The sequence below is a fragment of the Citrobacter sp. Cb004 genome (genome assembly GCF_030337065.1).
Taxonomy (GTDB): domain Bacteria; phylum Pseudomonadota; class Gammaproteobacteria; order Enterobacterales; family Enterobacteriaceae; genus Citrobacter; species Citrobacter braakii.
The window spans coordinates 172,817-192,985 of record NZ_JAOWCH010000050.1 but is presented as its reverse complement, the minus strand read 5'-3'; the positions used below and the strand labels follow the sequence as shown (position 1 = coordinate 192,985).

At 53.9% G+C, this 20,169-nt stretch carries 18 protein-coding genes; 10 read left to right on the top strand and 8 right to left on the bottom strand.

The window, feature by feature from the left end; translation table 11 throughout:
- The first annotated feature begins 72 nt into the window (after nucleotides 1-72).
- The 7 genes from OGV65_RS09320 (at nucleotide 73) to OGV65_RS09295 (ending at nucleotide 6,524) form a co-directional block, all read left to right on the top strand.
- Nucleotides 73-1,053 carry an IS5-like element ISKpn26 family transposase gene (locus OGV65_RS09320; RefSeq protein WP_000019445.1) on the top strand — a complete coding sequence of 327 codons (981 nt, stop codon included), beginning with the start codon at nucleotides 73-75 and terminating at the stop codon, nucleotides 1,051-1,053.
- A gap of 299 nt (nucleotides 1,054-1,352) precedes the next feature.
- Complete coding sequence (locus OGV65_RS25495) at nucleotides 1,353-2,666, top strand: LLM class flavin-dependent oxidoreductase (protein ID WP_016153133.1); 1,314 nt, start codon at nucleotides 1,353-1,355, stop codon at nucleotides 2,664-2,666.
- A 12-nt stretch (nucleotides 2,667-2,678) separates the two neighbouring features.
- Nucleotides 2,679-3,611: an ABC transporter substrate-binding protein gene (locus tag OGV65_RS25490; protein WP_019076809.1), complete on the top strand. Its 933-nt coding sequence runs from the start codon at nucleotides 2,679-2,681 to the stop codon at nucleotides 3,609-3,611.
- A gap of 10 nt (nucleotides 3,612-3,621) precedes the next feature.
- The gene (locus OGV65_RS09310; RefSeq protein ID WP_016153131.1) at nucleotides 3,622-4,131 is read left to right on the top strand and encodes a GNAT family N-acetyltransferase; all 510 of its coding nucleotides are present in this window, start codon (nucleotides 3,622-3,624) and stop codon (nucleotides 4,129-4,131) included.
- A gap of 9 nt (nucleotides 4,132-4,140) precedes the next feature.
- On the top strand, nucleotides 4,141-5,067 hold the full coding sequence (locus tag OGV65_RS09305; protein WP_103766311.1) for an amino acid ABC transporter permease: 927 nt from the start codon (nucleotides 4,141-4,143) through the stop codon (nucleotides 5,065-5,067).
- Nucleotides 5,051-5,824: an amino acid ABC transporter ATP-binding protein gene (locus OGV65_RS09300; RefSeq protein ID WP_016153129.1), complete on the top strand. Its 774-nt coding sequence runs from the start codon at nucleotides 5,051-5,053 to the stop codon at nucleotides 5,822-5,824. The genes OGV65_RS09305 and OGV65_RS09300 overlap by 17 nt, the downstream gene beginning before the upstream one ends.
- 82 nt (nucleotides 5,825-5,906) lie before the next feature.
- Nucleotides 5,907-6,524 carry a glutathione S-transferase family protein gene (locus OGV65_RS09295; RefSeq protein WP_286454883.1) on the top strand — a complete coding sequence of 206 codons (618 nt, stop codon included), beginning with the start codon at nucleotides 5,907-5,909 and terminating at the stop codon, nucleotides 6,522-6,524.
- Nucleotides 6,525-6,593: 69 nt separating this feature from the next.
- Here the strand turns inward: OGV65_RS09295 and OGV65_RS09290 are convergent, their stop codons facing one another.
- Both OGV65_RS09290 and OGV65_RS09285 read right to left on the bottom strand, forming a co-directional pair.
- Nucleotides 6,594-7,904 (bottom strand): MFS transporter, encoded by a 1,311-nt coding sequence (locus OGV65_RS09290; protein ID WP_286454882.1) that lies wholly within the window; start codon nucleotides 7,902-7,904, stop codon nucleotides 6,594-6,596.
- A 73-nt stretch (nucleotides 7,905-7,977) separates the two neighbouring features.
- Complete coding sequence (locus tag OGV65_RS09285; RefSeq protein WP_016153126.1) at nucleotides 7,978-9,174, bottom strand: L-talarate/galactarate dehydratase; 1,197 nt, start codon at nucleotides 9,172-9,174, stop codon at nucleotides 7,978-7,980.
- 271 nt (nucleotides 9,175-9,445) lie between these two features.
- Here OGV65_RS09285 and OGV65_RS09280 point away from each other — a divergent pair, with 271 nt between their 5' ends.
- Complete coding sequence (locus tag OGV65_RS09280) at nucleotides 9,446-10,498, top strand: LacI family DNA-binding transcriptional regulator (RefSeq protein ID WP_407056484.1); 1,053 nt, start codon at nucleotides 9,446-9,448, stop codon at nucleotides 10,496-10,498.
- A 34-nt stretch (nucleotides 10,499-10,532) separates the two neighbouring features.
- Nucleotides 10,533-10,760 carry a tautomerase PptA gene (gene pptA / locus OGV65_RS09275; RefSeq protein WP_047358141.1) on the top strand — a complete coding sequence of 76 codons (228 nt, stop codon included), beginning with the start codon at nucleotides 10,533-10,535 and terminating at the stop codon, nucleotides 10,758-10,760.
- A gap of 39 nt (nucleotides 10,761-10,799) precedes the next feature.
- On the opposite strand, the gene OGV65_RS09270 is transcribed toward pptA, so the two are convergent.
- The gene (locus OGV65_RS09270) at nucleotides 10,800-11,372 is read right to left on the bottom strand and encodes a flavin reductase family protein (protein WP_016156553.1); all 573 of its coding nucleotides are present in this window, start codon (nucleotides 11,370-11,372) and stop codon (nucleotides 10,800-10,802) included.
- A 157-nt stretch (nucleotides 11,373-11,529) separates the two neighbouring features.
- Here OGV65_RS09270 and nhoA point away from each other — a divergent pair, with 157 nt between their 5' ends.
- Entirely contained in the window at nucleotides 11,530-12,375 is an 846-nt protein-coding gene (nhoA, locus tag OGV65_RS09265; protein ID WP_286454880.1) for an N-hydroxyarylamine O-acetyltransferase, read from the top strand.
- A 57-nt stretch (nucleotides 12,376-12,432) separates the two neighbouring features.
- On the opposite strand, the gene OGV65_RS09260 is transcribed toward nhoA, so the two are convergent.
- The 5 genes from OGV65_RS09260 to OGV65_RS09240 all read right to left on the bottom strand — a co-directional run bounded on the left by OGV65_RS09260 (nucleotide 12,433) and on the right by OGV65_RS09240 (nucleotide 20,115).
- Nucleotides 12,433-13,326 (bottom strand): PhzF family isomerase, encoded by an 894-nt coding sequence (locus OGV65_RS09260; protein ID WP_286454879.1) that lies wholly within the window; start codon nucleotides 13,324-13,326, stop codon nucleotides 12,433-12,435.
- Nucleotides 13,327-13,461: 135 nt separating this feature from the next.
- Nucleotides 13,462-14,142: a respiratory nitrate reductase subunit gamma gene (gene narI, locus OGV65_RS09255; protein WP_003833047.1), complete on the bottom strand. Its 681-nt coding sequence runs from the start codon at nucleotides 14,140-14,142 to the stop codon at nucleotides 13,462-13,464.
- The gene (gene narW, locus OGV65_RS09250; protein ID WP_016153117.1) at nucleotides 14,139-14,834 is read right to left on the bottom strand and encodes a nitrate reductase molybdenum cofactor assembly chaperone; all 696 of its coding nucleotides are present in this window, start codon (nucleotides 14,832-14,834) and stop codon (nucleotides 14,139-14,141) included. The genes narI and narW overlap by 4 nt, the downstream gene beginning before the upstream one ends.
- Complete coding sequence (narH, locus tag OGV65_RS09245; protein ID WP_019076801.1) at nucleotides 14,834-16,378, bottom strand: nitrate reductase subunit beta; 1,545 nt, start codon at nucleotides 16,376-16,378, stop codon at nucleotides 14,834-14,836. The genes narW and narH overlap by 1 nt, the downstream gene beginning before the upstream one ends.
- Entirely contained in the window at nucleotides 16,375-20,115 is a 3,741-nt protein-coding gene (locus OGV65_RS09240) for a nitrate reductase subunit alpha (protein WP_103283814.1), read from the bottom strand. Before OGV65_RS09240 ends, narH begins: the two co-directional genes overlap by 4 nt.
- Nucleotides 20,116-20,169 lie beyond the last annotated feature (54 nt).

Below are 20,169 nucleotides of genomic sequence, written 5' to 3'. Positions count from 1 at the left end.
CTAGGGAAGGTGCGAACAAGTTCCTGATATGAGATCATCATATTCATCCGGAGCGCATCCCAGAGGGACATCATGAGCCATCAACTCACCTTCGCCGATAGTGAATTCAGCACTAAGCGCCGTCAGACCCGAAAAGAGATTTTCCTCTCCCGCATGGAGCAGATTCTGCCATGGCAGAATATGACCGCTGTCATCGAGCCGTTTTATCCCAAGGCGGGCAATGGCCGACGGCCCTATCCGCTGGAGACCATGCTGCGTATTCACTGCATGCAGCATTGGTACAACCTGAGCGACGGTGCCATGGAAGATGCCCTGTACGAAATCGCCTCCATGCGCCTGTTTGCCCGATTATCCCTGGATAGCGCCCTGCCGGATCGCACCACCATCATGAATTTCCGCCACCTGCTCGAGCAGCATCAACTGGCACGTCAATTGTTCAAGACCATCAATCGCTGGCTGGCCGAAGCAGGCGTCATGATGACCCAAGGCACTTTGGTGGATGCCACCATCATTGAGGCCCCCAGCTCTACCAAGAACAAAGAGCAGCAACGCGATCCGGAGATGCATCAGACCAAGAAAGGCAATCAGTGGCACTTTGGCATGAAGGCCCACATTGGTGTCGATGCCAAGAGTGGCCTGACCCACAGCCTAGTCACCACCGCGGCCAACGAGCATGACCTCAATCAGCTGGGTAATCTGCTTCATGGAGAGGAGCAATTTGTCTCAGCCGATGCCGGCTACCAAGGAGCGCCACAGCGCGAGGAGCTGGCCGAGGTGGATGTGGACTGGCTGATCGCCGAGCGTCCCGGCAAGGTAAAAACCTTGAAGCAGCATCCGCGCAAGAACAAAACGGCCATCAACATCGAATACATGAAAGCCAGCATCCGTGCCAGGGTGGAGCACCCGTTTCGCATCATCAAGCGGCAGTTCGGCTTCGTGAAAGCCAGATACAAAGGGCTGCTGAAAAACGATAACCAACTGGCGATGTTATTCACCCTGGCCAACCTGTTTCGGGTGGACCAAATGATACGTCAGTGGGAGAGATCTCAGTAAAAACCGGAAATAACGCCAGAAATGGTGGAAAAAATAGCCTAAATAGGCTGATTCGATGTGTTTGCGGGAAAAAAATCGGCCCAGATCCGCGAAATTTTAATCAGCGAGTCAGCTTGGGAAGAAATGACCTGCTTATTCGCACCTTCCCTAATGGAGAGGCCAGAAAAAGAACAATACCAGATATCTCATCTGGACTTGCAATACGACCAGCTGCGTTAAAAGATTTAACTTTTTCACACATTACCTAGCAAAAACGGCATTCGCACATCTTTAAGTTTACCTGTTGGGTAGGGGTTATTATGGCTGAAAATCGGCAACTACGGCTCGGCACTATTCTGCATGGCGCAGCGGGAAATATGTCCGCATGGCGTCATCCGGCGGCACAGGCCGATGCCAGTATTAATTTTGATTTTGTCAAAGAGACGGCGCTTATTGCGGAAAAAGGGAAGCTGGATTTTATTTTTGTCGCCGATGGTCTGTATATTAATGAAAAATCAATCCCACACTTTTTAAATCGCTTTGAGCCGCTGACGGTATTATCTGCTTTGGCCAGCATTACCCAAAATCTGGGATTGGTTGGCACGGTATCCACGTCATACAGCGAGCCGTTTACTACCGCACGGCAGTTCGCCAGCCTTGATCATCTCAGCCAGGGGCGAGCCGGATGGAACGTGGTCACATCACCTCTGGAGGGTTCGGCAAAGAACTATTCCCGTGCCCAGCATCCAGAACATGCCCTGCGTTATCGTATCGCCGATGAATATTTACAGGTGGTGAAAGGACTGTGGGATTCCTGGGAAGATGATGCTTTTACCCGTAATAAGGCAAGCGGAGAATTTTTTAATCCGCAAAAACTGCATACGCTTAACCATCATGGAGATTATTTTCAGGTCGCAGGGCCGTTAAATATTGGGCGCACGCCACAAGGCCGTCCGATTATATTCCAGGCGGGTGCTTCACAGGATGGTAAGAAATTAGCGGCGCAGCATGCCGATGCTATTTTTACCCATCAGGAGTCGCTGGCGGAGGCCAAAGAGTTCTATCAGGATGTAAAAAGCCAGTTGGCCTACGCCGGGCGACATCCCGAACAACTGCATATATTCCAGGGCGTCAGCGTGATTGTTGGCGACAGCGCAGAGGATGTTGAGCAGCAGTATCAGACTACCGCAGCGCTGGTCTCTATTACCGACGCGCTGAACTACCTGGGCCGCTATTTTGAACATCATGATTTCGCCCAATATCCACTGGACGCACCGTTCCCGGATCTGGGTTCCCTTGGACAAAACAGCTTTCGCAGTACGACTGATGAGATCAAACGCAACGCGCGTGAGCGTGGCTTAACGCTACGCCAGGTTGCTCTGGAAGCGGCCAGTCCACGCCCACGTTTCAGCGGTACGCCGCAACAGGTTGCCGATGGTCTTCAGCAGTGGTTCGACGAAAAAGCCGCAGATGGTTTTATCATCCAGGGTGGAACACCAGATACCTTCCCACGTTTTGTCGAACAGGTTGTCCCCGTGCTTCAGGCGCGTGGCCTGTTCCGCCATGAATATCCCGGTACGACCCTGCGCGCAAGCCTGGGACTCGCGACACCTGCAAACCAATTCACACAATAAGAGAAAAACGCTATGCAGAAAAAATCAGTCTTCCTCGCGCTGTCACTGGCTTTCAGCGCTAACGTCTGGGCAAATGATGTGACTATTAACGGTACGGGCGTAAGCCTGGAAGCCAATAAAACGCCAATCAATACGGCAAAAAATCCGCAGGCGATTGCGCAGTTGCCCGCGAACCTGCACCTGGCCGTACCGGGTAAATTCACCGTGGCGATTGCCGGGTTAAGCCAGCCGCCGCTGACCGTCTTTGCCGATGACAATAAGACACTGATCGGCAGCGAGGCGGACATCGCTCGTCTGGTGGCTGACAGTCTGGGGCTGGAACTCAACGTCGTACCCACGTCATGGGAAGACTGGCCGCTGGGCGTCACGTCCGGCAAATATGATGCCGCGATCAGCAATATTACCGTCACCAAAGCCCGCAAAGAGAAATTCGATTTCGCGACGTATCGTAAGGACTCCCTTGGCTTCTATGTCAAAACCGGCAGTAAGCTGAAGAAAATCGAGCAGGCAGAAGATATCGCCGGTCTGCGCATCATCGTCGGTTCGGGGACAAATCAGGAAGCCATCCTGCTCGCCTGGAACGATGAGAACGTGAAGAAAGGGTTGCAGCCGTTTACGCCGGTGTATACCAAAGATGATGCCGCGCAAACCCTGGCCCTACAGTCAGGCCGCGCCGATGCTTACTTCGGTCCTAACGTTATCGGCGCGTGGAAAGCTGCACTCAACGGTAAAACGCAACGGGTGGGCAGCGTTGATGGCGGTTGGCCAAAAGCGGCACACATCGCTGTGACGCTGAAAAAGGACAGCGGTCTGGTTCTGCCGGTACAAACCGCCCTCAACGGCGTAATTGGCAACGGCGACTATGACAAGGTGCTGAACCGCTGGGGAGAAGGGGTGGAACGTATTCCGCAATCTGAAATCAACCCGGCCGGTTTAGGCGACTAAGGAGGTCATCGTGAGCGATCAATTTCGCGTGGTCTCACCTGAAGCCAGCGAGCTGCAGCCAATTTTGAACGGTCTGTTCGGTGAATATGCCGCCCGCTATGGCGATTATTTTTCTCGCGACGCTGAAGTGGAGCTGACCGAATGGTATCTGGCACCGCAGGGACTTTTCGTGGTACTGGAACGCAGCGGCGAGATTATCGCCACCGGGGCCTACAAACCTTACGACAAAGACACCGCCGAGATTAAGCGCATCTGGACGAAAAGCAGCCTGCGTCAGCAGGGGCTGGCGGCGCGCGTGGTGCAGGAGCTGGAACGCAGGGCGCTGCTGGCGGGCTACAGCCGGATTTATCTGACCACGGGATTTCGCCAGCCGGAGGCCGTGCGACTTTATTTAAGCCAGGGCTACGATCCGCAATTTGATACAGCGCGCGATCCCGAAGAGTACAGCCTGCCACCGTTTGATGGCCGGCTGCGCTTTACCAAACTGTTGACCATCGCCGGTCAGGCCAGAATAGCCTGAGGAGAGAAGATGAAAACGACGGAGAGTATTAAAGTCGTACCGGCGCGCTATCCGATGCGCACCGCAGGAGCAGTCATTGCCTTGTTTGTCCTGGCGGTGATTATCCAGTCCGTGGCGTTTAATCCGCGCTGGGAATGGGGCGTGTTTGCCCGTTGGTTCTTTGATCCGGTTATCTTGTCCGGCCTTGGGCAAACTCTGCTACTGACGCTTATCGGTACCCTGTTGAGTATTATCATCGGTGGTCTGCTGGCGCTGGCACGGCTTTCATCTTCCTGGTTGCTGAACGGTCTGGCATGGGGATACATCTGGCTGTTTCGTTCGTTACCGCTGATTGTGGTGCTCATCGTTTTGTACAACTTCTCCTATTTGTACGACACGCTGACGATTGGTATTCCGTTTACTCCCATTCAATGGGGCAGTTTTGAGACCATCAATGTACTCGGCCAGTTTTCCACCGCGGTGGTTGGCCTGACGCTGGTGCAAAGCGCCTATACCGCTGAAATTATTCGTGGTGGATTTTTAGGGGTTGACCACGGCCAGTACGAAGCAGCGGCAGCGCTGGGCTTACCCGCATGGCGACGTACGCTGCGAATTATTCTGCCGCAGGCGCTGCGCACCATTTTGCCTGCTGGCTTCAATGAAATCATCAGTCTGGCGAAAGGGACGGCGATGGTATACGTGCTGGCAATGCCAGAGCTGTTCTACACCATCCAGATGATCTACAACCGCACGCAGGAAGTGATCCCGCTGCTGATGGTGGGTGCGGTGTGGTATCTGGTGATCACCAGCGTCCTGTCGTTAATTCAGCACCTGGTGGAACGCGCGCTGGCCCGCAGCGAGCGACGTTCCGCAATCAATACCGCCCGGGTGAGCCGTGCAGAAAAACGCAACCGTCAACGTCCGCAGCAGGAGGCCATCCATGTCCCACTCGCCTGAAGGCCATATTTCCATTACCGGCGTCAGCAAATACTTCGGTCGCCACAAAGCGCTGGATAATGTGTCGCTGGAGATCCCTCCCGGAACGGTAACGGTTATTCTTGGCCCGTCCGGTTCAGGGAAATCCACACTCTTGCGGACGATCAACCATCTGGAGCGCGTCGATGAAGGGTTTATTCAAATCGATGGCGATTACATTGGTTATCGTCGGCAGGGAGACAAGCTGTATGAGCTGAAAGAGGCGGAAATTTTGCGCCAGCGCGTTAACGTCGGCTATGTGTTCCAGAATTTTAATCTGTTCCCGCACTTAACGGTGCTGGAGAATTTGATTGAAGCGCCCATTGCGCACGGTCTGGCATCGCGTAAAGCCGCCACCGAGCGGGCATTAACTCTGCTTGATGCCGTTGGCCTGCGTAATAAAGCCGATGCCTGGTCGCGTCATCTCTCCGGCGGTCAGCAGCAGCGTATCGCTATAGCCCGTGCGCTGGCGCTAAATCCACGCGTTATGCTGTTTGATGAACCCACTTCAGCGCTGGATCCTGAACTGGTTGGCGAAGTTCTGGATGTCATCAAAGCACTGGCGCAGTCGGGAACCACGCTGGTTGTGGTGACGCACGAGATTGGGTTCGCCCGGGAAGTGGCGGATCAGGTGGTGTTTATGGTCGATGGCAAAATTGTCGAACAGGGCAGCAGCGAGCAGGTGCTGAATCATCCACGCCACACGCGCACCCAGCAATTCTTGTCGAAAGTGCTGTGAACTTGCAGGGAAAGATAGGCAGGCCTGCATAGACTGACGAATGCTGCTCTACACTTAGGGTTTTAACTTTGGGGGTTGCAGCATGATTAGGGTCTATGGGGTGCCGGGCTGGGGATCGGCCATCAGTGAAGTGATGCTCACACTGGCGGAGATCCCTTACAGCTTTATTGATGTTGATGGTTTTGACCGCGACGGGCCTTCGCGGGAGTTGCTTAAAAAAATGAATCCGTTGTGCCAGGTGCCCACACTGATACTGGAAAATGGTAACGTGATGACGGAAACGGCGGCGATCGCCCTGATGATCCTCGATCGTTGTCCTGAACTTGCGCCACCCGTTGGGCACGCTGAGCGCCAGCAGTTTCAGCGTCTGTTGATATGGCTGGTGGCAAATGTCTATCCAACGTTTACCTATGCCGATTATCCACAACGCTGGGTACCAGACGCCGCGGCGCAGTTAAAAAAGAACTGTATTGAGTACCGCAAATCACTTTATATGTGGTTGAACGACCAGCTAATCGCTGAGCCGTACGCGTTCGGCGATCAGCTAACACTGCTGGACGTTTATATTGCCGTTATGCGCACCTGGGGGCCAGGGCATGACTGGTTTCAGGACAACACGCCCAATATCAGCGCCATCGCTGACGCGGTTTGCCAGCACCCGCGACTGCGTACTGTACTGAAAAATAATAAGATTATTTAAACAAAAAAACGCTGTTCCGCAGGAGTGCAAATCCCGGAACAGCGGGCGAACTATCGCCATAAGCTTACATTACGCGACGGACGGGCTCAGCGTAATACGATCCAGTGGCCCCACGATAAACAGATAAGAAATCAGGCCAATCAGCCCCATCGAACCGACGTACAGAATGGCGTAATCGAATGACTGGGTATTCGCCAGAATGACGCCGATCACCAGCGGCGTGATAATACTCGCCATATTGCCGCACATATTGAATACGCCGCCAGCAATGCCGAGCACTTCTTTTGGTGAAGTATCGCTAAGTACGCACCATCCCAGATTGCCAAAGCCTTTGGCGAAAAATGCCAGACTCATCGCCGCGATAACCACAAATTCTGACGAGGTGTAGTTAGCGATAACGATGACACAGGAAAGTAACATTCCGCAGATAACGGGTAGCTTACGAGCAACCGTCAGGCTGTAGCCGCGCTTTAATAGCCAGTCTGAAAAAACGCCCCCTAACAATCCACCGATAAAACCGGCAATAGCAGGAATACTGGCGACAAACCCCACTTTAAGGATCGACATTCCTTTAGCCTGATACAGATAGGTAGGAAACCAGGTCAGGAAGAACCAGGTGATTGACGTCACGCAGAACTGCCCGATGTAAACGCCAATCATCATGCGGTTGACGCAGACGCTTTTTATTTGCGCAAAGGTAATCTTCTGTGGCTCTTTTTTATTTCCCAGCGACGGTTCGCCACCGCCTTCCCGGATATAGTCAATTTCCTGCTGGTTTACCTTCGGATGATGCATAGGATCTCTGACTTTTACCAGCCAGAAGATGCCAAGAATAACGCCAATCGCCCCGATGTAATAAAAAACAAAGTGCCAGCTGAGATTATGCAAAATAATCGTCATTAACGGTGTAATTACCCCTAACGAGATATATTGCGCGGCCTGGTAAACTGAGGTGACAAATCCTCGTTCGTTATTAGGAAACCACTGCACGCTTAATCGGCTGTTGGCAGGAAAGGCCGGAGCCTCAATGGCACCCATCAGTAAACGTAAGATTATCAATACCACAAGTGGACTGGCGTACAGATAAATGGTGCCCTGAAACATGGTCACCAGCGACCAGCCAATCAGGGCGCAGCCGTATACCAGACGAGAACCGTAGCGATCAAGTAGCCAGCCGCCAGGCAATTGCATAATGACATAAGAAATACCGAAGGCAGAAAAGGCCAGCCCCATTGCTTCGGGATCAAAACCTAATTCTTTGCTCATAATCGGAGCCACGACGGATAACGTCGCGCGATCGGCGTAATTAAATACGGTGGCAAGAAACAGAAATACCAAAATACCGTAACGCACTTTTGTGCGCTTTATTATTGTGTTCATCACCCACTCCTTTCATAAGGTTGAGAGCGTTTCTGTAGGGAAGAGGGCGGGTATTACTTACCCGCCAAATAAATTAAGGACGTTTACCAAACTCGCAGGTTAATTGCGTCCAGCGGCGCGTCTGCTCGCTGATGCTGAACCCCAGGCCGTGACGGTCGGAAACCCACATCCGCCCATCGCGCAGCTCAAGCTGTTCATTAAATAACGGGTTCAGCCATTCGAAATGTTCCAACCATGGCTCAAGCGGGTAAGCGGCGGACAGATGCAGGTGAACTTCCATGGCAAAGTGCGGAGCCAGTTTGCGACCGTGTTTCGCCGCCAGGTCCATAATTTTCAGAAACGGTGAAATTCCCCCCACACGCGGTGCATCGGGCTGCACAAAATCACTGGCATTACCGAGGATCAACTGTTCATGTTCGCGGAAGCTGGTCAGCATTTCACCGGTAGCAATCGGGGTATCAAGCGCGGCGGCCAGTTGGGCGTGACCTTCCACATCGTAGGCATCCAGAGGCTCTTCAATCCAGATCAGATTGAACTGCTCCATTTTTCGTCCCATACGAATGGCGGTTTCTCGATCCCACTGCTGATTGGCATCGACCATCAGCGGGAAGTCATCGCCCAGCGCTTCACGCACCGCGGTTAAGCGGCGAATATCCTCGGCGCAGTTTGGCTGACCAACCTTGAGTTTGATGCCGCCGATGCCGTTTTCACGGGAAATAACGACGTTTTTGAGCACCTGATCCAGCGGCGTATGCAGGAATCCGCCGGAGGTGTTGTAACACTGCACGGAGTCCCGGTGTGCACCCAATAGTTTTGCCAGCGGCAACCCTGCACGCTTGGCCTTCATATCCCACAAGGCGATATCGATAGGGGAGATAGCCTGAACCGCCATGCCGCTGCGCCCTACGGAAGCGCCAGCCCACAGCAGCTTGGTGTAGATCTTGTCGATATCGTTTGGATCTTCGCCTAACAGGTTATCGGCAATTTCTTTGGCATGAGCATAGATTCCCTGGCCGCCAGCCCGTTTGGAGTAACTAAATCCAACGCCTTCAAACCCGTCGCGACTGCGGATCTCCGCGATAATAATGGCAACTTCGGTTAGGGGTTTCTGGCGACCGGTCAGCACTTTGGCATCGCTCACGGGTGTTGCCAGAGGAAGGAAAGCCAGGGACAGCTTAACCCACTCGATACGGTCGCCGGTTTCAGCCGCGGTTTTTGCATTGGCTGATTTGGCATACGTTACGGCATCGGAATTCGCACTTAAAGACATTCTAATCTCTCCTGGTGATAACAAATGATTGCGCTAACATTTTTAGTGTTAGCGCAATCATTGCGCCAGCGAATTGAATGCGTTTTGAACAATCGCTCACAAATACTGAGACAAAAGGGCAGTAACTTGTAAACAGCATCACATTCCAATACTTTATGGGTAAATGCACAAGTCATTATGATGGCGCTATCATTTCAGATGGCGCTAATTAACTAAGCTGCTGTTTTCTCAGCGTTATCGTAGAGGGGCGCTGGCAATAGCCGAAATCATGATGAATAATGCCAGGATAAATCAGCGATTTTTGACAAGGGCATCGACAGTGAAAAATCCCAGACCTCCGCGCGCACCCACGCTGGAAGATGTTGCCCGTACCGCGGGATTGTCGCCCATGACGGTGAGCAGGGCGTTGAATACCCCGCAACTGGTGCGCCCGAGAACAGTAGAAAAAGTGATGCAGGCGGTACGCGCCACCGGATATATTCCCAACGCGCTGGCCGGGGGGCTGGCGTCGCGTCGCAGTAAGCTTATCGCTGTGGTTGTCCCACAAATTAACAACAATATGTTTGTCGATACCATCCAGTCATTAAGCGATGAACTGGCTGAACGCGGATACCACATCTTGCTCTGCGTGTCGGGTTATACGCCGCAAACAGAGGCTGATCTGGTGGCGACGCTGCTTTCTCGTCGCCCGGATGGTGTAGTGCTCACCGGTATCCATCATACCGCCGAGCTGAAAAAGGTGATTCTTAATGCGGCCATCCCGGTCGTGGAAATATGGGATTTAACGCCAACGCCCATCGATATGCTGGTGGGGTTTTCGCATGAAAAAGTCGGGCAGGCGGTAGCAGACTATTTGCTGGAAAAAGGGTATCGCCGTCCTGGTTTGCTATGGACCGCCGATCGCCGGGCAGGCCAGCGTAAACAAGGACTGTGCGATGCGCTGAGCCGTCATGGTATTGCGGCTGGTGCACAGGTGGATGTCCCGCTTCCTGCCTCTCTGGCATTGGGGCGTAGCGGGTTGGCACAGCTATTGGCTGAACGCGCGTTTGATGTCATCGTCTGTAGCTCAGATACGTTAGCCCAGGGGGCGATCATGGAAGCTGAAAGCCGTGGTCTACGCGTGCCGCAGGAATTAGCGGTAATCGGTTTTGGCGATCTCGACTTTGCCGCCAGTAACCGACCTGCCATCACCACCGTCAGCGTCGACAGACGGGCTATTGGACAACGCGCCGCCTCTCTGCTTGCCGATCGTATAGAACAAATTCCGCGTGAAGACGATATTATTGATGTTGGATTTCACCTGGTGGAACGAGAATCCGCATAAGTTACCTGCATCCCAAAACAATAAGGAATCTGCTATGCCGCACGTCGATATCAAATGTTTTCCTCGCGACCTGAACGACGAACAAAAATCCGCGCTGGCGGCGGATATTACCGACGTCATTATTCGTCATTTGCAAAGCAAAGACAGTTCAGTGAGCGTGGCGCTTAATGAAATTGAGCCCGAGGCGTGGCAGGGCGTGTGGGATGTGGAGATTGCGCCGCAGATGGCCAGGTTGATTAAAAAACCCGGCTACAGCATGTAAGACAAAACGGGCGGATTTTCCGCCCGTTTTGTCGTGCCATTATTCAGCTGCTGTTATGAGTTTTCCACTGGAGACAAACGTTCCGGCCCCAAGGTGATGCAGGGTATTGAGCTTGCCATCATCAAACTGCCAGCGTCCTTCCACGAAGGCTCGCTCATCAGCGGCAGCCGAGACCACTTCACCAAACAGCGTGTCATATTTTTCCTGTGCCGCAGTGGCAGGCAACAGGCGACACTCCATCCAGGCCAGACATTTGGCTTCAATCAGCGGTAAACCCAGTACCGGTCCCTGCACCACGGGAATGCCGTAGCAGTTGAATTTATCTTCCACCCGACCGGAAACGCTGCCTACGGCCCAGGTCCAGTTGGCGGCGGCAACGCCCGGAATAACGATGCCGAATTTGCCGCTACGTTCAATGAGCTCACGTGACCAGGCGGTCTTGTCGACAACAATCGCGATCCGCGGTGGTTCAAACTCCACGGGCATTGACCACGCGGCAGCCATCACATTTCGCCGCTCGGTATGCTCATCCCGGCTGGTGATTAATATCGTTGGGCCGTGATTTAGCAACCGACTGGCATGTTTTAATTCGATCGGACGAAAATGGCTCATGGATGCTCCTTGGCTGAGAGATAACACACCACAATAAACATAGATATTAACGGTATTAGCGATTTTGTCGCCTCGTCTGGAGGAACAACGCACAAAATCGACGGCGCAAAATTAAAAATGCGTTATAAGTACTGCATTAATTGAACAGGAACTCCGTATGACGCCTTTTTTAACCGCTTATTTTGCCCGTATTGGCTGGTCAGATTTGGCCAGGGTCAACATTGAAACCTTACGGGCGCTGCATTTACTGCACAACGCCGCCATACCTTTTGAAAACCTGGATGTATTGCTTCCAAGAGAGATGCAGCTTGACGATTTGTCTTTGGAAGAGAAGCTGGTGACGGCGCGTCGCGGCGGCTATTGTTTTGAACAGAACGGAGTATTTGAGCGGGCGCTACGCGAAATCGGTTTTACCGTACGCAGTCTTCTCGGACGTGTGGTATTGGCGAACCCGCCAAGCCTGCCACCACGCACGCATCGTCTGTTGCTGGTTGAGTTGCAGGGGGAGCAGTGGATCGCCGACGTTGGCTTCGGCGGGCAGACGCTGACGGCGCCGATTCGTCTGCAGGCGAACATTGAGCAGAAGACACCACACGGCGAATATCGGCTGATTCAGGAAGGTGAAGACTGGATCCTGCAATTCTGTCATCACGAACACTGGCAATCAATGTACCGCTTCGACCTGGTCGTACAGCATCAGAGCGATTATCTGATAGGCAACTTCTGGTCCGCTCACTGGCCGCAATCACATTTTCGCCATCATCTGTTGATGTGTCGTCATCTGCCTGACGGCGGGAAATTAACGTTAACCAATTTTCATTTCACCCATTATCAGGATGGACACGCGGTAGAACAGATTAATCTGCCTGACGTCGCCAGTCTGTATGCTTTGTTGCAGGAGCGGTTTGGCCTGGGCGTGGATGACGTGAAGCATGGGTTTACCCAGGATGAGCTGGCGACGGTAATGGCGGCGTTTGATACGCATCCGGAGGCGGGGAAATAGGGGCATCGGAATTAGTGCCGGATTGGCGTAATCGCCTTATCCGGCCTACGGGAACAATTAAAAATCTATCGTCCATTCTGCGTGAAACAGGATCACCGCCGAACCGGTAATGGTGACTTTTTCTGGCTGGTTATCACGGATAGTCACCGTCACATCAACAATACCGTCGCGCCCGAGCGCACGGCCCTGATGTCCCTGAACACGTAACGTTTTCCCATCATGCGCCATCAGCCCCTGGTGAACCAACCACGCGCCCATTGGACCGTTGGCATTGCCGGTAACCGGGTCTTCCACAATCCCAATTGCAGGCGAAAACATGCGGCCATCGGTGGCGTTTTCGCCCGGGCGGATTTGAAAAGGAAAGAAGCCGTTACAGCCAATTTGTTGGCTGATGGCTGTCAAAGCCTGCAAATCAGGGGAAAGGGCGTCGAGGTCCACCTCGGGCTTAAGCGGAATCATCACTTTCGAATGCCCGGTGGTAGCAACCTGAATCGGCAAGCCTGCCAGCATATCGTCTTCGCTCAGGTGTAGGGCCTCGATAATCGCACTACGAATAGCCCCTTCCAGCGGAGGTTCAAATCCGGGTACGCCTTGCTCAAGGCTGATACGATAGTCTTTCCCGGTAGCTTCGATATCCACCCGATGACGACCAGCCAGCGAGGTTTGCCAGACTGTACTGTTGCCCAAGCCAAGCACGTTTGCCCGCACATAATGTGCAGCGACGGTAGCATGCCCACAGATAGGAACTTCGACCGTCGGCGTGAAATAGCGGATGCGAACATCGCTGTCGTCGCTGGTCAGTAGGAAAGCGGTTTCCGAATGACGCAGCTCGCGAGCAATGAGTTGCATCTGCGCTTCGCTCAGTCCGTCAGCATGCAAAACCACGCCTGCTGAATTGCCGCGAAAGGGTACCGAGGTAAAGGCATCGACGTGGTAAACCTGTGGTTTCATTAACGTTCTCCCTGGAATGGAGAAGCATCATAACGTGCAAAATGCCGGATGGCGATGATCGCTATCTTATCCGGCCTACGGTGCCTGGTTGTAGGCCGGATAAGGCGTGTCGTCACCCGACATTTCAATGCGGATTTATCGGCGTGAACGCACTATTTGATAGCGGCGGGTAAAGTACTCAAATGGCGCACTCCACACGTGAACCAGGCGTGTGAACGGGAACAGCAGGAAGATAGTCATCCCCAGAACCAGATGCACACGGAAAATCAACGCCACGCCATCCAGATGCGCAGACGCGCCGCCCTGGAAAGTCACCACCGACTGCGCCCAACCTACCAGTTTCAGCATTTCACTGCCGTCAGGATGCTGCGCAGAGAATGGGATGGTGGTTAAGCCGAGGATACACTGAATCAGCAGAACGCAGAGGATCAGGATATCGGCAGTGGAGGAGGTTGCACGAATGCGCGGATTGGTCAAACGACGTACCAGCAAGCCAGCGCCACCGACCAGCGTCAGCACGCCACAGAGCCCACCGGCGATCATCGCCATCTGCTGCTTCACCGCAATCGGCAGGAACCAGGCATACATCCAGTGCGGGGTTAACATGCCAAACAAGTGCCCGAAAAAGATCCCCAGAATGCCGATGTGGAACAGGTTTGACCATAACACCATGCCGCGTTTGTCCAGCATCTGGCTGGAAGAGGCCCGCCAGGTGTATTGCCCGTAGTCATAGCGTAGCCAACTGCCGAGGATAAACACCGTGCCGCACAGGTACGGGTAGATATCGTAAAAAAAGACGTTCAGGTACTGTATCATTTCGGGCCTCCCGCGCTGACGTCGACATACTGAGGTGCCACGTCCTGGCTAAAGCGTCGTTGATAGTTTTGTAACGGTGAACTGTCACAGGCGGTGGCGTTATCCTCGATAAACTTCACCTGTTCCTCTTCCCAGACGGCATCCAGCGCCTGTCGGGTATCGTCGCGGGTTTCCGTGCCAACCTGTTTAGTGACACTGTCACTTGAAAGAGGGCTTCCGGCAAGCAATAGCAGGGCGTCAAACAGTTGATACCACGGCGTATCACGCTGTTTCAAACGCCCACCCAGCAGCGCCAGAATCGGTGCGACGTTCTGCAATCCTTCTTTGGCCTCCGCTTCCGGCAACACGCTTAAGTACTCCAGATACAGCGGCAGATGATCCGGCAGTTCGCGGCAGTCGAGCTGCAGTCCGACCTTTTCGTACTGCGCCAACAGATCAACCATCGCCTGGCCCCGATCGCGAGACTCGGCGTGCACGTGCTCAAACAGCAGCAGAGAGGTGGCCCGGCCCCGGTCAAATATCTCACACCATTCGGCTTGTTTATCCAGTAATGGCGCATTGAGCAGTCCCTGGCTAAATTCGGTAAGCATTGGGGCATCGCTGGCCACAAGCGCCAGCGCCTCGTCTTTACACTCCCACAGCAACTCGTCGGGATATTCCATCAGCAGGCCGATAACCTTCAGGATTTGCATTATTCACCCTCCGCTTTATCGCGCACTTCGGTGATGTCGATGGCGTCAATACGGCTGCTGTTAAACAGGTTGAATTTGGTATCTGAGCCATGGCAGCCGTCGCCAAAGGTAAATCCGCAACCGTTTTTCTCCGGGAACGCATCACGCGCCATTTCACGGTGGCTGGTCGGGATCACGAAGCGGTCTTCATAGTTGGCGATGGCCAGATAGCGATACATCTCTTCAACCTGCTCAACGGTCAGACCCACTTCCTCAATCGCGCGGGTGTCCGTAACGCCTTCTACGGTTTGCGAACGCATATAATGGCGCATGGCCATCATTCGTTTTAGCGCCCGCAGTACCGGACCGGTATCGCCCGCGCTAAGCATGTTGGCAAGGTACTGAACCGGAATTCGCAGTGATTCAACCGCTGGCAGAATGTTGCCATTGTGCGGCAGTCCCCCCGCGTCAGCGACCGACTGAATCGGCGACAACGGCGGTACATACCAGACCATCGGCAGGGTGCGGTATTCCGGGTGCAGCGGCAGCGCCAGCTTCCAGTCCATCGCCATCTTGTAAACGGGCGAACGTTGGGCCGCTTCGATGACGTTGTGCGGAATACCTTGTTTTAACGCCTCTTCAATGACCGCCGGGTCGTGTGGATTGAGGAACACATCGCACTGACGCTCGTAGAGATCGGTCTCATGCTCGGTGCTGGCTGCTTCTTCGATGCGGTCGGCGTCGTACAGCAATACGCCAAGATAGCGGATGCGTCCCACGCAGGTTTCCGAACATACCGTCGGCTGGCCCGACTCAATACGCGGGTAGCAGAAAATGCACTTCTCTGATTTACCGCTCTTCCAGTTAAAGTAGATTTTTTTGTACGGACAACCGCTGATGCACAAGCGCCAGCCGCGACATTTATCCTGGTCGATCAACACGATGCCGTCTTCTTCACGCTTATAGATGGCACCGCTCGGGCAGGTGGCGACACAGCTTGGGTTCAGGCAGTGTTCGCACAAGCGCGGTAAATACATCATGAAGGTGTTTTCGAATTGCCCGTACATCTCCTTTTGCATTTTCTCAAAGTTACGGTCGCGGGCACGTTTTGAGAACTCACCGCCGAGCAACTCTTCCCAGTTAGGACCCCAGATAATCTTGTCCATCCGTTTGCCATCTATCAGCGAACGCGGACGTGCGGTGGGCTGATTCTTGCTTTCCGGTGCGCTATGCAGATGCTGATAATCGTAGGTAAAGGGTTCGTAATAATCATCGATTTGCGGGATCACCGGGTTAGCAAAAATTTTGGTGATAACGCCCATCTTGCCGCCCAGGCGCGGCCTTATCTTCCCGTTAACATCGCGAATCCAGCCGCCTTGCCACTCTTCCTGATCTTCCCAGTTTTTCGGATAGCCAATGCCTGGCTTGGTCTCAACGTTGTTAAACCACGCATATTCCATCCCTTCACGTCCGGTCCAGACGTTTTTACAGGTGACGGAGCAGGTGTGGCAGCCGATGCACTTATCCAGATTAAGAACCATGCCTACCTGTGAGCGTATTTTCATTTTTTCGCCTCCTGTACCTGATCGCGACCTTCATCATCCAGCCAGTTAATATTTTTCATTTTTCTAATCATGATGAACTCATCGCGGTTAGAGCCGACCGTGCCGTAATAGTTGAAGCTGTATGCCAGTTGCGCATAGCCGCCGATCATGTGTGTGGGTTTCGGGCAGACGCGGGTGACTGAGTTATGGATCCCGCCGCGCATACCGGTGACTTCCGAGCCTGGGATATTCATGATTCGCTCCTGAGCGTGATACATCATGGTCATTCCCGGCGGCACGCGCTGACTCACCACTGCCCGCGCGGTGAGCGCGCCGTTGGCGTTAAAGGCTTCAATCCAGTCGTTATCCTCAATGCCCAGCTCTTTAGCATCGGTCTCACTGATCCAGACAATGGGGCCGCCGCGCGACAGCGTCAGCATCAGCAGGTTTTCGCTGTAGGTAGAGTGGATCCCCCATTTCTGATGCGGAGTCAGGAAGTTGAGCGCTTTTTCCGGGAAGCCGTTAGGTGGAACTTCGCGCATATTGCTGACGCTACGGGTATCGATAGGCGGACGATATGCCACCAGACTTTCACCAAAGGCTCGCATCCACGCGTGATCCTGGTACAACTGTTGGCGACCGGACAGGGTACGCCACGGAATAAGCTCGTGGACGTTGGTATAGCCTGCGTTATAGGAGACATGTTCACTTTCCAGCCCGGACCAGGTGGGGCTGGAGATGATTTTGCGCGGCTGCGCCTGAATATCGCGAAAACGGATTTTCTCGTCTTCTTTGTTCAACGCCAGATGCGTATGGTCGCGTCCGGTCATCGCTCCCAGCGCTTCCCAGGCTTTCACCGCCACCTGACCGTTCGTTTCCGGTGCCAGGGCGAGGATCACCTCAGACGCGTCCAGCGCGGTGTCTATCAGTGGTCGGCCTTTCGCCGGACCTTCGCGTTTGGTGTAGTTCAGCTTGCCGAGGAAATCGACCTCCGTCTGGGTATTCCACGTAATACCTTTCCCGCCGTTACCGAGCTTGTCCATTAGCGGACCGAGCGAAGTGAAGCGTTCGTAGGTGGCGGGATAGTCACGTTCCACGACGGCAATATTGGGCGCCGTTTTCCCCGGGAGGAGATCGCATTCGCCTTTACGCCAGTCCTGAATGTCAAACGGCTGCGCCAGCTCTGCCGGGGAGTCGTGTTGCAGCGGTTGTAATACCACATCCGTTTCTTGCCCAAGGTGCCCGACGCAAACCTCAGAGAAGACTTTGGCGATGCCTTTATAAATTTCCCAGTCGCTCTTCGATTCCCACGCAGGATCGACCGCCGCCGACAGCGGGTGAATAAACGGATGCATATCCGAGGTGTTCATATCGTCTTTTTCATACCAGGTGGCGGTCGGCAAAACGACATCGGAGAACAGGCAGGTACTCGACATACGGAAATCGAGCGTTACCAGCAGATCAAGCTTGCCCTCTATCGCCGCGGACTGCCATTCCACCTCTTCAGGTTTAATACCTTCGCTTGAACCGAGCGCTTCTCCCTGGATCCCGCTTTCGGTACCCAGCAGATACTTGAGCATGTATTCATGCCCTTTACCGGAGGAGCCGAGCAGGTTAGAGCGCCAGACGAAGAGATTACGCGGATGGTTGTTACCACTATCCGGCTGCTCGCAGGCAAAACGAATTTCACCCGATTTCAGCGCCTGTGCAGTGTATTGCGCTGGCGACACTCCCGCTTGTTCTGCCTTTGCTTTGACGGTCAGAGGGTTGAGGTTGAGCTGCGGCGCGGACGGCAGCCAGCCCATTCTTTCTGCACGTACGTTAAAGTCGATCAAATGTCCGCTAAACTTCGACGCGTCAGCCAGCGGAGAGAGGAGTTCCTGAGCGGTGAGTTTTTCATAACGCCACTGGCTGGAGTGATTGTAGAAAAACGAGGTGCTGTTCATCTGACGCGGTGGGCGGTTCCAGTCCAGCGCAAAGGCCAGCGGCAACCAACCAGTTTGCGGACGCAGTTTCTCCTGACCCACATAGTGCGCCCAGCCGCCACCGCTTTGTCCCACACAACCGCAGAACACGAGGATGTTAATCATTCCACGGTAGTTCATATCCATGTGATACCAGTGGTTGACGCCAGCCCCGAGGATAATCATCGAACGGCCATGGGTTTTGTGCGCCGTATCGGCAAACTCACGGGCGATTTGTTCGATATGACGACGAGGGACACCGGTAATTTGCTCTCCCCAGGCCGGGGTGTAGGCTTTCACTTCGCTGTAATCTTGCGCGCTATGAGCGTCATCCAGACCACGGTCGAGGCCGTAATTCGCCAGCACCAGATCATAGACGCTCACCACCGGGCAACGGCTGCCGTCGGCGAGGGTAAGATGTTTTACCGGCAGTTGACGAATCAGCACGGGTTCCTGTTTCACGCTGCGAAAATGTGGGTTTTCGTTGCCGCCGAAGTAGGGGAATGCCACGCCGGTCACTTCATCATGCTGACCAAGCAACGAGAGGGAAAGTTCTGTTTCAGCGCCAGCCGCCAGTGGCTCCAGGTTCCATTTACCTTTCTCGCCCCAGCGAAAACCGATAGACCCGTTCGGGACCACCAGTTCGCCAGCAGTGTTAAAGGCCACGGTTTTCCACTCCGGATTGTTACTTTCACCCAGACCATCGACAAGGTCTGAGGCGCGCATCATGCGCCCTGGCACGTAGCTGCCATCTTCCCGGGCATCCAGCAAAACCAGCATCGGCATATCGGTATAGCGACGACAGTAATTGATGAAGTAATCGCTTGGATTGTCGAGGTGGAATTCTTTCAGAATCACGTGGCCCATCGCCATCGCCAACGCGCTGTCTGTCCCTTGCTTGGGGGCCAGCCACTGGTCGCACAGTTTGGCGACTTCCGAGTAATCCGGCGTAATGGCAATCGTCTTGGTGCCTTTGTAGCGTACTTCAGTAAAAAAGTGCGCATCCGGGGTACGGGTCTGCGGCACGTTTGACCCCCAGGCGATGATATAGCTGGAGTTATACCAGTCGGCGGATTCTGGAACATCGGTCTGTTCGCCCCAGGTCATCGGTGATGCAGGCGGTAAATCGCAGTACCAGTCATAGAAGCTCAGGCAGGTTCCGCCCAGTAGCGAAAGATAACGTGTGCCTGCGGCATAGGAGACCATCGACATAGCAGGGATCGGGGAGAACCCGGCCACGCGATCCGGGCCATAGGTTTTCACCGTCCAGACGTTGGCGGCGGCAATGAGCTGATTAAGCTCTTTCCAGTTGGAACGGATAAAACCACCGCGCCCGCGTACCTGCTTGTAGCTCTGGCATTTTTGCGGGTCGTTCATAATGGATTCCCAGGCCAGCACCGGATCGGGCTGGCGGGACAGGGCGTCGCGCCACAGTTCGATCAGACGTTTACGCACCAGGGGATATTTCAGACGGTTGGCGCTGTAAAGATACCAGGAGTAGCTGGCACCGCGCGGGCAGCCACGGGGTTCATGATTTGGCAGGTCAGGGCGGGTACGCGGGTAGTCGGTTTGCTGCGTTTCCCAGGTCACCAGTCCGTTTTTGACGTAGATTTTCCAACTGCATGAGCCGGTACAGTTAACGCCGTGGGTAGAACGCACAATTTTGTCGAACTGCCAGCGCTGACGATAGCTGTCTTCCCAGTCCCGGTTGGTGTGCATCACTTGCCCGTGCCCATCGGCAAACGTATCGCCCTTTTGTTTAAAGTAGCGAAAGCGATCGAACAGTTTACTCATGACATAACTCCTGCTTTGAGAATATTGCCGACGGTGAATCGAACGGTAGGCCGG